Raw genomic sequence first — 12,526 nt, 5'->3', positions numbered from 1 at the left:
GCGCCCCTGCGTTGTCGGACGTGCAGAGCACAATGGCGACATGACCGAGAACGGTGCGGCCACCGGGTGGGAGTTCGTCAGCAGTGGAAGGCTCCCGCCGGAGGCGGTCGTGTCCGCCGTCGGCTACCGCTCCGCGCTGGATCGGCCAGCGCTGCACCGCGGGTTGCCGTCACCCGGACTGACACTGGTGCTGACCTTCGACGAACCCGTCGTGTCCGGACCCAGCCCGCAGCAGGCGTTCGGGCCGCACGCGGACTCGGCGGACATCGTGCTCGGCGGGTTGCACACGCGCCCGACCTACCTCGCCCAGCCCGCGGTGCAGACCGGCGTCCAGCTCGCCGTGCGGCCGTTGGCAGCACCTGCGCTGTTCGGCGTGCCGGCCGCCGAGCTGCGCGAGCACACGGTTCACGCCCGCGACGTCCTCGGTCCGCAGGTCGAACTGCTGCGGGAACGCATGGGCGAACTGCCCACCTGGCAGGCGCGGTTCTCCGCGCTGGGTGACTACCTGCGCCACCGGCTGAGCGGTGCCGCGCCGCGCCTCGCCCCGCGCGCCGAGATCGTCGAGGCGTGGAAGTGGCTCGCCTGGCACCGGGGAAACGGGTCGATGGCAGCGCTCGCACGCCACGTGCACCTCAGCGAGCGGCAGCTGAGCACGCTGTTCCGCGCCGAACTCGGACTCCCGCCCAAGTCGGTGGCCCGGTTGATGCGGTTCGAACACGCGCGCCAGCACGTCGGCCACCGCGTCCGGCGGGGACTGCCGCTCGAGCTCGCCGCCACGGCTCACCACTGCGGCTACGCCGACCACTCGCACCTCGTCCGCGACTTCCGTCAGTACGCCGGCGCCAGCCCCACCCGCTGGGTCGCCGAGGAATTCCGAAACATCCAAGCCGGGGCGGCCCAGCACGGCGAAGAATTCGGGTATGAACACCACTGAGACGAGGCCGGCGCCGACCGTCTGGCCCACCCTGCAAGCAACCGACGCCCACGCGCTCATCGACTTCCTCGTCGACACCCTCGGATTCATCAAGACGGCCGCCTACGCCGACGGCGAGCGCATCGCCCACGCCCAGCTCGACTGGCCGGAAGGCGGCGGGATCATGCTCGGCTCCCACCAACCGGACCACGACTGGTCCCGCGGGCCCGGCACCGCGGGCATGTACGTCGTCACCGCCGACCCGGACGGGCTGTACCAGCGCCTGCGCGCGGCCGGGGTGGAGATGATCCGCGACATCGCGGACCAGGAGTACGGCAATCGCGAATTCTCCCTCCGCGATCCGGAGGGCAACCTCTGGTCGTTCGGCTACTACCGCGGCGAGCCGCGTCCGTGACCACACCCGGGGGGGCGCCCGCGACGACCGGCGGGCGGCCCCGGATCACCGCAGTCGTCGTGCGCGCCGTAGATCCACGCCATCCGATGACGGGAAGAATGCGAGGTGAACACTTCTCGGTCTCCGCGTGTCGGCGAGGGGGCGTGAACTGGAACCCGGCACCTGCCTGCCCGTGCCCGCCGCGCGAGCGCCGGCGGTTCCGGGCTGCGCACCGCAGCGCAACGGCGTTTCCGGCCGCACCGAGCGTGTGGGAGACCCGCACGTGGCACCCGCGTTTCCCTCGTTAAGGTGTGGCGCACGTGATCGGCACGGCCGCGAACCCGCGCGCCCGCACCACCGCGGAGATCTGGCGCAGCGGGGTGCGTCCGCGCCGTTTCACCGATCCGCGGTGTCGCTGCCCTGTCCTCCGCGGAGGAGCAGAAACGGGAGAACGCTTGTCAATTGGTTGGTTCGAAGCGGTCGTTCTGGGGATCGTGCAAGGAATCACCGAGTTCCTGCCGATTTCCAGCAGCGGCCACCTGCGGGTGACCGCTGCGTTGGCGGGCTGGCCCGATCCGGGCGCGGCCTTCACCGCGGTGACGCAGCTGGGCACCGAAGCCGCGGTGTTGCTGTACTTTCGCCGCGACATCGCCAACATCATCGGAGCGTGGGCGGTGTCCCTGGTCAAGCGGGAACGCCGCGGTGATCCCCATGCCCGCATGGGCTGGTTCGTCATCCTCGGCACGATACCGATCGGCGTGCTCGGTTTCGCGTTCCAGGACACGATCGAAGGCGCGCTGCGCGATCTGCGCGTCACGGCCGTGACGCTGATCGTGTTCGGACTGATCCTCGCAGCTGCCGACCACGTCGGCAGGAACGAGCGCACGCTGTCCAATTTGAACACATCGCACGCCCTCGGGTACGGATTCGCGCAGGCGCTGGCGCTGATCCCCGGCGTGTCCCGCTCCGGTGGCACGATCACCGCCGGGCTGCTGTTGGGCTACCGCCGCGAGGCGGCCGCGCGCTACTCCTTCCTGCTGGCCGTGCCCGCAGTGCTGGCTTCCGGCGGACTGGAACTGACCAAGATCGGCGAGGAGGGCGTGCCCGCCTGGGGGCCGACGCTGCTGGCGACCGCGGTCGCGTTCGTCGTCGGTTTCGCCGTGATCGTGTGGTTCCTGCGCTACATCAGCACGCACAAGTTCACCGCCTTCGTCGTCTACCGCGTGCTGGCCGGACTCGCCATTTTCGGGCTGATCTGGGCCGGAGTGCTCGACCCCAACGCCGGCAGCGTCGGCAGCTGACGCAGCCCCGCCCGGTGCTCCGGAGGCGCTCCGCGGTTCCCCGGAGGTGCCCTGGCGGTAGTGTGGCGGCGGCGTGGCACAGTGCGGGCAGTGGGCAACGGTGTCCGCCGCCCGCGCTGCCTGCGGCCGGACGGCACCGCCCGTCGGCAGGGCGGCGCGTGCGGTGCTGTGCTGTGCGCACCGCCTCGTGGTCTGCGGAGCACGAACCGAAAACCTCCGGGAGGCGAACCATTCGCGTCGACAAACCGGCCACCAAAGCCGCCCTCGTGGTCAACGCGCACTCGCGCAGCGGTGCCGAGGCGTACTCCTACGCCGTCGAACGGTTGCGCGCGCTCGGCGTTCCGCTGGCCGCGACCTACCCGCTGCACGATCCGTCCCGGCTGGTCGAAACCGTCGCCAATGCGGCGAAGGCCGGTCACGACCTGGTCGTCCTCGGCGGCGGGGACGGCAGCGTCAGCTCCATCGTGGACGTGCTCGCCCACCGCGAACTGCCGATGGGCCTGCTCCCCCTGGGTACGGCCAACGACTTCGCCCGCACCATGCACGTCCCCACCGGGCTCGACGAGGCCTGCCGCACGATCGCTCGCGGACACATCGTCGACGTCGACCTGGGACTGTGCGGTGACAACTACTACGTCAACCGTGCTTCGGTGGGGATCGGCTCCCGCGTGGCCCAGGAGATGTCACCGCGTCTGAAACGCCGCATCGGGCCACTGGCCTACCCGGTCGCCACGCTCAGGGCGTTCCTCGCGCACCGCCCGTTCCCGGCGCGTCTGAGCTTTCCCGAAGGGGACCGCGAACCGGTCGACTACGACCGGCTCCTGCAGGTTTCCGTGGCCAACGGTCGGTTCTTCGGCGGCGGGCAGATCGCGGCGGCTGATTCCGGGATCGATGACGACACCCTGGACGTCACGGTCATCAGGCAGGGAGGTCTGCGCGATCTCGCCTCCGTCGTGCGGGAGCTGAGAACCGGTGCACCCAGCCCGCAGGTCGACCACTTCCGAACCCGCGCGGTCGACGTGCGGACCGACGGGCCGCTGCCGATCAACATCGACGGGGAAGTGGTGGACAGCACACCGCAGCGATTCTCGATCGCCCGCAATGCGCTGCACGTGGTGGCCCCGGAGACCTGGACCGACGCCGAGTAGCGGGGAGGGGCCGCTGCCTGCGCGGCTCCGCACCGCGCGGCCGGGGCCTTACCGCGGTGCTGCTAGTCGCTGCTGGTCCTCGAGGGACAGTGCTCGGCTCGGGCGGAGGTTTACGGATTCGCGTGCGCTGCGCGCTTGTTCGCCTTCGGGGTGTTCGATGAGGACGGTGACGGTGCCGTCCTCGTCCCGGTTGCTGGTGCTGACGCTACCGATCCGGAAGATTTCCGTCCGCCTGCGCACGTGGGACAATCGACCTCCATGACGAGCGAGGGTGCGATGACGACCGACTCGACGCCTCGGTTGCGCGCCGATGCGCAGCGCAACCGCGAGCAGATCCTCACCGCCGCCCGCGAGGTGTTCGCCGGCCAGGGCCCGGACGTGCCCATGGAGGAGATCGCCCGCACGGCCGGTGTGGGGATCGGCACGCTCTACCGGCGGTTTCCGGACCGCGAGGCGCTCATCCGCGCGGTGGCCCAGGAGAGCTTCGCGCACGTGCTCGCCGACGCGCGCGCGGCCGCCGCGGAGGAGTCGACGGGCTGGAACGCGCTGCAACGCCTGATCAGCCGGTCGCACCGGCTCAAGGTGAGCGTGCAGCTGGCGCTGGTCTCGCAGCGGGCGCGCGAGATCCTGCGGCACGACCCGAAGACCGTCGAGCTGCGCGACGCGCTGATGGGCGAACTCGCCCGGATCCTCGCCACCGCGCAGGCCGAGGGGACGATGCGCCGCGACGTCGAGGCCGGTGACATCGCGCTGCTGTTCTCCCTCATGCTGCGCCAACCACCGGCCGCGGAAGACCCGCAGCAGGAAGGGCTGGAACGCGCCGTGGCGATCATGTTCGACGGTCTGCGCACCGACGCCCACACCCCGCTGCCGGGCAGCCCAGTGCCCCTCGACCACCTGCGGGGGTAGCAGCTCGGCGCTGCGACTTCTGATCAACCCCGGCAACGCGTACCGTCACGATGCATGGATCCGCGGGAAGCCTCGTTGCCGGTCTCGCGGGGCGTGCTCGCGGAAGCCGTCGCCCGCGGTTCGCACGGACGGGTGCTGGAGCACCCGGGCGTCGGCACCCGGCGCTGACCACCACCACCCGCCAGGAGGTCACCGATGACCGCGTTGGAGGAATCCCGGAAAACCGCGCAGTCGCTGCCAGCCCACCCGCTGGAACCGCTCACCGGTGAGGAGATCAGCACCGCTGCCGCGATCGTGCAGGCCGCCGCCGAGTTCTCGCCCTCGGCGCGCTTCGTCTACGTCGAGCTGTCCGAACCACCCAAGGACGTGCTCCGGACCTTCACGCCCGGTGCCGCCTGGGACCGTCGAGCCGCTGTGCTGCTGCGCGACCCGGTCGCCAAGTGCACCACCGAAGTCGTCGTGTCGCTCAGCCGCCGCGCCGTGCTCGACTGGCAGGTCGTGGAGGGGGCGCAGGCACCGATGACCCGCGAGGAGTTCCTGGCCTGCGAAGAGCTCGTGCGCGCCGACGAACGCTGGATCGCCGCGATGCGGGCGCGCGGAGCGCAGGACCTGGAACTGGCGATGATCGACCCCTGGGCCTCGGGCTACACCGGGCCGGCCGACGATCCCGGCGCCCACCGCCTGGCCCGGCCGCTGACGTTCCTGCGGGCGCAACCCGACGACAACGGATACGCACGTCCCGTCGAAGGGTTGATCGTCACCGTCGACCTCGACGAGATGCGCGTGCTCGACGTGGCCGACCACGGCGCCGTGCCGCTGCCCGCCCGACCGGGCAACTACTACCCGGAGTTCGCCTTCGCCGACGGCAACGTGCCCGCGTTCCCGGCTGCCCGCGAGCCGCTGAAACCGATCGAGATCACCCAGCCGGAAGGGCCGTCGTTCACCGTCGACGGGCACGCGGTGTCCTGGTCGAACTGGCGGCTGCGCATCGGGTTCTCCCCGCGGGAGGGGCTGGTGCTGCACGACGTCGGCTACGTCGACCGCGGCGAGCTGCGACCGGTGCTGCACCGGGCCTCCCTGGCGGAGATGTACGTGCCCTACGGCGACCCCACGGCGACGCACCACAACAAGAACGTCTTCGACGAGGGCGAGTACGGCCTCGGGTGGATGGCGAACTCGCTCGAACTCGGCTGCGACTGCCTCGGCGAGATCCACTACTTCGACGCGGTGCTCAACGACCAGGACGGCATGCCCACGACGATCACCAACGCTGTGTGCATGCACGAGGAGGACGCCTCGCTCGGGTGGAAGCACACCGACTTCCGCACCGGCCGCGCCGAGGTGCGCCGCAACCGGCGCCTGGTGATCTCGTTCGTCGCCACCGTCGGCAACTACGAGTACGGCTTCTACTGGAACCTGTACCTGGACGGGTCGATCGAGTTCGAGATCAAGCTGACCGGGATCCTCTCCACGGGAGCGCTCGAAGCGGGTGGAACACCGGAGTTCGGCACCACGGTCGCTCCGGGGCTGTACGGCCCGAACCACAACCACTACTTCAACGTGCGCCTGGACGTGCGCGTCGACGGCGAGCGCAACAACCTCCACGAGGTCGACGCGGTCGCCGACCCACCAGGACCGGACAATCCGCACGGCAACGCCTGGCGCAGTCGCAAACGCCAACTGCGGTCCGAGCACGAGGCGCAGCGCCTGCCGGATCCGCTGGCGGGGCGGGCCTGGCTGGTCGAAAGCGCCGAACGCACCGGGCCGCTCGGCAAGCCGACCGCGTACAAGGTCGAACCCGGTGCCTACACGAGCCCGCTGTGGCAGGAGGGGTCGCAACAGGCGCACCGCGGCGGGTTCGCCACGCGGCAGTTGTGGGCGACGCCGTACGCACCGGACGAGTACTTCGCCGCCGGCAAGTACGTCGCGCAGAACAGCGGGGGTGACGGGCTGCCCGCCTACACCGCCGGCGACCGCAGCCTCGAGGACGCGGACCTGGTGCTGTGGTGCACCCTGTGCGCCCACCACGTGGTCCGGCCGGAGGACTGGCCGGTGATGCCGGTGACCCGGGTGAACATGCACCTCAAACCGTTCGGCTTCTTCGACGGCAATCCCATGCTCGACCTGCCGGCCGAACGCGGCGGCCACTGCGGTGGGGCCGGCGCGAGCCACAGCGATGAGTGAGTCCGCCGCCCGCCGCGGCTCGCGGACGCCATCGCGCTGCGACCCGCCGGAACCCGCCTCATCGGGGGTTCGCCTCACTGGGACTCGCCGAACGAACTGCGCTGGGCCACCCAGCGGGCGATGAGCACATCGACCCCGCCGACGAGCAGGTAGGCCACCACGGTGGCGAAGGCCGTCGCAGGCCAGGCCGCGAGGCCCGGCAGGTGCGAGGAGCCGTAGGCGGCGGTGATCGCACCCATCACCGACAGGATGTCGAAACCCCCGGCCAACGTGGTCACCTGGCCGCCTTCGCGCAGCCGTCCGTGCGGGAAGTACGCAACGGAGAGCCCGCCCACCAGGACGAAGGCGACGGCCGCGCCGAAGGCGAACGAGATCGTCTCCAGCGCAGAACCGGCGCCGCTGGCGTTGTTGACCAACCCGTAGGCCGCGGTCAAGGAGATCGAGAACCCGTAGGCCGTGGCGTTGTTGCGCAGCGCAGTGCGGACACCGCGCCCGAACACCTCGAAACGCCCTTCGCTGACGAGCGGAGATTCCTCGGACGCGTCCTCGTCCTCCCGCTCCTCATCGTTCATCAGGACGAGTGCATCACAGCGGTGCCGCGCACGCGAGCGTCCGGCCGGGCTCGGCGGCCGGTCCGTTTGAGCCGTCCCGGCGGTCGGGTAGACGGATGCCGGACCGACCCCGCAGCGGAACTCGGAGCGATCGCACGGCCGAGCGCGTCTCGGGCTTCTTCGTGCGCCGCCTCCGCCCGGCCGAGGTCCGGGCTGCGTTCCCGGACGGCGGCAGTGCCCCGCGACGTCGTACGGCAACAGGAGTGGTGGACGATGAGCGGTAACAGCGACGTCGTGGTGATCACCGGCGCCAGCGCCGGCATCGGCCGGGCCCTCGCGCGCCTGTACGGTCGGCGCGGTGCGCGCGTGGCCCTGCTTGCCCGCGGGGAGACGGGGCTTGCCGGGGCGGCCGAGGACGTGCGCGACAGCGGTGGGCAGCCGCTGAGCATCCCGGTGGACGTGGCCGATGCCGACCAGGTCGAAGCCGCGGCCGAGCGCGTCGAAACCGAGCTCGGCCCCATCGACGTGTGGGTCAACGCCGCGTTCACAACCGTGTTCGCCCCGGCCCACGAGATCACCGCGGAGGAGTTCCGCCGCGTCACCGAGGCCACCTACCTCGGCTTCGTGCACGGGAGCCTGGCGGCGCTGCGCCGCATGCGTCCGCGCGAGCGGGGCACGCTCGTGCAGGTCGGTTCGGCGCTGGCCTACCGCGGAGTGCCGCTGCAGTCGGCCTACTGCGCCGCCAAGCACGCCATCCAGGGCTTCCACGAATCGCTGCGTTGCGAACTGCTGCACGAACGCAGTGGTGTGCGCACGACCATGGTGCAACTGCCCGGGGTGAACACGCCGCAGTTCTCCTGGGTGCTCAGCCGGTTGCCGGAGCATCCGCAGCCGGTGCCGCCGATCTACCAACCGGAGGTCGCCGCGCGCGGGGTGCTGCACGCAGCCGACCATCCGGGCCGGCGCGAGCACTGGGTCGGCGGCAGCACCGTGGGCACGCTGCTGGCCCACACCCTGGCGCCCGGCATCATCGACCGCTACCTGGCCCGTACCGGCTACGACGGCCAGCAGAACTCCGAGGTCGAGGATCCGTGGCAAGCCGCGAACCTGTGGGAACCGGCGGACGGTCCCGACGGGCGCGACTACGGCGCGCACGGCGTGTTCGACGCCTCCGCGCACGGCAGGAGCCGGCAGCTGTGGTTGTCCCGGCACCGCGGTGCTGTCACCGCCGTGGCCGGCGCGCTGCTCGCCGCTGGCCTCACCGCCGCCCGGCGGATCGGCCGGTCCGCGGTTCCGCCTCGGTGATCGACCGCGGGCGGGGCTGACGTCCGGAGCCGAGCAAGTGCGGGACGGTCCCGTTCTGCGACGTCCGCAGCGAACTGTGCGCAGTCGTCCTCGGCGGCATCGCAAACGCACCGCGGAGCAGGGCGGGGTCTGCCGAAGAGCGCGCTCAGGACCGGCGCTGCCGCTTCTCCGCGCGGTGGATGCCGTCCTTGCAGGCCTTCGCCACGCGGTGGTGCTGCCGCAGCCTGTCGACCAGTCCGAACGGTTCGGCCGCGCCGGGTTCCGCATCGCCCGGCTGCGGCGCGCCGTCGCCGGCCCAGACGTGCAGCACTTCGCCGTGCACGGCGCCGCTGCGGTACCAGCGTTCCCAGCGTTCGAAGTCGGGACTGTGCCGGTGCCCGAGCACGAGCGCGGACTCGCCTGCGCCGTCGAGCGCGGCGCCGTCGCGCGGCCACAGCTCGACGCGCGAGCCCTGCCCCGGTGCGGGCCAGTGTGCGGCGGTGACGACGCTCGTGCGCGGTGCACGCTCCGCATCCCCCGGCGACTGGCGCACGAGCAGCGCGTCCTCGGCGTGGGTCCGTGCGGGAAGTGCGGTCACGTGTGCGGTCTCCTCGAGCGTGACCAGCACGCGCGGGACCCACCACCAGTTCTCCCGGCGGGCCATGATGCTGTCGGCGCGCAGTCGTGTCGGCGGGTGCTTCGCCACTTCCTGGGCGAGGAGGTGTTCGACGAACTCCGCACCTTCGAGGTCCCACCGGACCGCGACGCGGCCGGTTGCCATCAGCGTCTCTCCCGGCTCGTCGCGCGTGTGGACGGTGAACGCGGCGCGGTGCGCCAGCGATGCCACGTCGTCCAACTGGGACAGCGGCACGGCAGCGCACGGCGTGCGTTCCTCCGGCCAGTTCAGCGGCACGACGGGCATGCCGTGCGCCCCCCGTGCGGTGGTCCACAGAATCTCGGCTGTGGCGGCCTGAGACCAAGCCGCAATCATCTCGTCGGCCATGGAACCTATGTATCGGCGCTGTGAGTTGCTATCTTTCCAGGCGAACTTTAGTCGGTCCTTCCGGAATGACTGCGCCGGCCCGAGCCGTGCGCGCACCGGTCCGGAGGGGTTCGACAACCGCAGTGCGATACGAGGAATTCCATGCCCGCAGTAGTCGTGTTGGTCGTCGCGATCGCGGCGTTCGCGCTGGCCTACCGCTATTACTCGGCGTACTTGGCCAAGCGCGTCTACGCGCTCGACCCGAACGCCGTCACCCCCGCCCACACCTACCGGGACGGGGTCGATTTCGTTCCCACCAACAAGCACATCGTGTTCAGCCACCACTTCATCTCGGTGGCGGGAGCCGCACCGATCGTCGGGCCGGCGACGGCCGTGTTCTGGGGCTGGGGGCCGGCGCTGCTGTGGGTGGTGCTCGGCACGATCTTCGCGGCCGGTGTGCACGACTTCGGTTCGCTGGTGATCTCCGTGCGGCACCGCGCGCGCAGCATCGGCACGCTCACCAGCGACATCATCACGCGTCGCGCGCGGACGCTGTTCCTGCTGATCATCTTCTTCCTGCTGACGATGGTCAACGCGGTGTTCGCCGTGGTCATCGCGCAGCTGTTCACGGAGAATCCCGAGGCGGTGCTTCCGGTCCTGCTCACCGTGCCGTTCGCGATCGGCCTGGGGCAGTACATCTACCGCAGGCGCTCCCAGGCGTTCGTGCCCGCGCTGATCGCCATGGCGCTGATCTACCTGAGCATCCCCGTGGGCCAGATGATGCCCATCACGGTCGACCCGCTGGCCAACGCCGTCGGCCTCGGCGCCGAGACGTTGTGGGTCGTGCTGATCTTCGCCTACACCTTCTTCGCCTCGCGGCTGCCGGTGTGGACGTTGCTGCAGCCGCGCGACTACATCAACCAGATGCAGATGGTGGTGGCGCTGCTGGTGATCATCCTCGGGGTCGCCGTCGGCTGGGACAGCATCGTCGCTCCGGCGGTCAACGACGTGCCCGCGGATTCACCGCCGTGGTTCCCGCTGCTGTTCGTCACCATCGCCTGCGGCGCCGTGTCCGGGTTCCACAGCCTCGTCGGCTCGGGCACGACGGCGAAGCAGCTGAACAAGGAGACCGACGCCCGCTACGTCGGATACCTGGCCTCGTCCGGCGAAGGGCTGCTGGCCCTGTGCGCCATCCTCGCCTGCACGGCGGGCGTGGCCGCGACGAGCGGCCAGTGGAACCAGCTCTACGCCAACTTCGACCAGGCCTCCGACAGCGCCACCAGCTACTTCGTCAACGGCGTGGCCCAGTTCGCGGGCAACCTCGGGGCGCCGGTGGGCATCGGCGCGATATTCGCGACGCTGGTGGTCATCAGCTTCGCCGCGACCAGTCTGGACACCGCGGTGCGGCTGCAGCGCTACATCGTGCAGGAGATCGCCGAACTGGCGCACGTCCGGCCGCTGGCGCGGAACCTGACCGCGGCGACCGGCGTGGCGGTGGTGCTGCCGCTGGCGATCGCGTTGCTGCCGGGGGATTTCGCGTTCGGCACGTTGTGGCAGCTGTTCGGCACCACCAACCAGCTCACCGCCGGCCTGGCGCTCGCCGTGATCGCGGTGTGGGTGACCAAGAGCAACCGCAACCCGCTCGCGATCCTCGTGCCCTGGGTCTTCCTGGTGGTCATGACCTCGTGGGCGCTGGTGGTCCAGTTCGCGCAGTTCCTCGCCTCGGACGATCCGCTGCAGGTGTTCTTCCTGGCGCCGCTGGACGCGGTCATCTTCCTGCTGGCGCTGTGGATGGTCGTCGAGGCCGCCATCGCCTTCAGGCGCGTGTGGCAGCAGCGCAGTCGCGGCGAATCCGCCGTCAGCGCGACCGAGGAGTCGTAGCGGCACGATCCACGTCTCCGCCAGGTGCACCTCTCGGCCGGTCCGGCTGCTGCCGGGCCGGCCTCGTGCTGTCGCGGACGGCGTCAGGGCGCAGGACCCGGTCGCGGAATGCCAGGATCAGGCCCGGTCGCCGGTGCGCGGAGAGGAGTTCGGTGTGGGATCGCCGTCGGACACGAAGCGGAACCAGATCTTCGACGAGATCCGTCGCCTGATCCTGGTCGGACAGCTCGAGAGGGGAGCGCGGCTGCGGCAGGACGAGCTGGCGCGCCGGTTCCACGCCAGCATCACCCCTGTCCGGGAGGCGCTGCGTCTGCTCGAGGCCGACGGGTTGGTCGTTTCGGAGCCGCACCGGGGCGTGCGGGTCGCCGGGGTGGACCTGGAACAGATCAAGGCCACCTACATCCTGCGGCGCCTCAGCGAGAGCTACGCGATGCGGCGCGCGACGTTGCGGGTCTCGCGCCGCGACATGGCCACTGCGCGGAACCTGCTGGACCAGATGCAGCAGGCGCAGGCCGTCGAGGATCCGGCGGCGATCCGGGAGGCGAACAAGCAGTTCCACTTCTTCTTCTACGACCGGTGCGGTGTGCCCGCGCTGAGCCAGCAGATCGAGGCGATGTGGCAGGCGTTCCCGTGGGATCTGCTGCTGAATTCGCCGGAGCGCGCCGCCGCTTCGCACCAGGAGCATCGGGTGATCCTGGACGCGGTCCGGGCCGGTGATCCGGATCGCGTCGCCGAAGCCACCGAGGCGCACATCCGCCGCGGCTACATCGCCATCACCGAACACCTGTCCGGCGAGGAGGGGGTCGATCCGTTCGACCTCGAGGCCGACTGACCGGCTCGCCAGCACTGAGTCGGTGCAGCGGTGGTGGTGCGCATGCCTTCACACATCATGCATGATCTGATGTTATCATGCATGACAACCGCTCGCGCGCGCACCGCGAGCACCGCCTCGTGCTCGTGCTGGTGGGGAAGGGAGCCG

At 70.7% G+C, this 12,526-nt stretch carries 11 protein-coding genes; 9 read left to right on the top strand and 2 right to left on the bottom strand.

Annotated elements, in window-relative coordinates; all coding sequences use genetic code 11:
• The first annotated feature begins 40 nt into the window (after positions 1 to 40).
• The 6 genes from ACVGV2_RS11710 to ACVGV2_RS11685 all read left to right on the top strand — a co-directional run bounded on the left by ACVGV2_RS11710 (position 41) and on the right by ACVGV2_RS11685 (position 6,849).
• Entirely contained in the window at positions 41 to 934 is an 894-nt protein-coding gene (locus tag ACVGV2_RS11710) for an AraC family transcriptional regulator (protein ID WP_459162405.1), read from the top strand.
• On the top strand, positions 921 to 1,328 hold the full coding sequence (locus ACVGV2_RS11705) for a VOC family protein (protein ID WP_459162404.1): 408 nt from the start codon (positions 921 to 923) through the stop codon (positions 1,326 to 1,328). Before ACVGV2_RS11710 ends, ACVGV2_RS11705 begins: the two co-directional genes overlap by 14 nt.
• A 440-nt stretch (positions 1,329 to 1,768) precedes the next feature.
• Positions 1,769 to 2,608 carry an undecaprenyl-diphosphate phosphatase gene (locus ACVGV2_RS11700; protein WP_459165966.1) on the top strand — a complete coding sequence of 280 codons (840 nt, stop codon included), beginning with the start codon at positions 1,769 to 1,771 and terminating at the stop codon, positions 2,606 to 2,608.
• A 173-nt stretch (positions 2,609 to 2,781) separates the two neighbouring features.
• Positions 2,782 to 3,756: a diacylglycerol/lipid kinase family protein gene (locus tag ACVGV2_RS11695; RefSeq protein ID WP_459162403.1), complete on the top strand. Its 975-nt coding sequence runs from the start codon at positions 2,782 to 2,784 to the stop codon at positions 3,754 to 3,756.
• 276 nt (positions 3,757 to 4,032) lie between these two features.
• Entirely contained in the window at positions 4,033 to 4,665 is a 633-nt protein-coding gene (locus tag ACVGV2_RS11690) for a TetR/AcrR family transcriptional regulator (protein ID WP_459165965.1), read from the top strand.
• A 195-nt stretch (positions 4,666 to 4,860) separates the two neighbouring features.
• Positions 4,861 to 6,849, top strand: a complete 1,989-nt coding sequence (locus ACVGV2_RS11685; protein ID WP_459162402.1) for a primary-amine oxidase — start codon at positions 4,861 to 4,863, stop codon at positions 6,847 to 6,849.
• A gap of 74 nt (positions 6,850 to 6,923) precedes the next feature.
• Here the strand turns inward: ACVGV2_RS11685 and ACVGV2_RS11680 are convergent, their stop codons facing one another.
• Entirely contained in the window at positions 6,924 to 7,421 is a 498-nt protein-coding gene (locus ACVGV2_RS11680; RefSeq protein ID WP_459162401.1) for a hypothetical protein, read from the bottom strand.
• A 252-nt stretch (positions 7,422 to 7,673) separates the two neighbouring features.
• Between ACVGV2_RS11680 and ACVGV2_RS11675 the strand changes: the two genes are divergently transcribed.
• The gene (locus ACVGV2_RS11675; protein WP_459162400.1) at positions 7,674 to 8,705 is read left to right on the top strand and encodes an SDR family oxidoreductase; all 1,032 of its coding nucleotides are present in this window, start codon (positions 7,674 to 7,676) and stop codon (positions 8,703 to 8,705) included.
• Between the two features lie 145 nt (positions 8,706 to 8,850).
• On the opposite strand, the gene ACVGV2_RS11670 is transcribed toward ACVGV2_RS11675, so the two are convergent.
• A complete protein-coding gene (locus ACVGV2_RS11670) occupies positions 8,851 to 9,687 on the bottom strand; it encodes a hypothetical protein (protein ID WP_459162399.1) in 837 nt (278 codons plus the stop codon).
• A gap of 141 nt (positions 9,688 to 9,828) precedes the next feature.
• Between ACVGV2_RS11670 and ACVGV2_RS11665 the strand changes: the two genes are divergently transcribed.
• Positions 9,829 to 11,547 carry a carbon starvation CstA family protein gene (locus ACVGV2_RS11665; RefSeq protein ID WP_459162398.1) on the top strand — a complete coding sequence of 573 codons (1,719 nt, stop codon included), beginning with the start codon at positions 9,829 to 9,831 and terminating at the stop codon, positions 11,545 to 11,547.
• 154 nt (positions 11,548 to 11,701) lie between these two features.
• Complete coding sequence (locus ACVGV2_RS11660) at positions 11,702 to 12,379, top strand: GntR family transcriptional regulator (protein WP_459162397.1); 678 nt, start codon at positions 11,702 to 11,704, stop codon at positions 12,377 to 12,379.
• Positions 12,380 to 12,526: the final 147 nt, after the last annotated feature.

It is taken from the genome of Bounagaea algeriensis (assembly GCF_054491375.1).
This window is presented reverse-complemented; position numbering and strand designations above follow the sequence as displayed.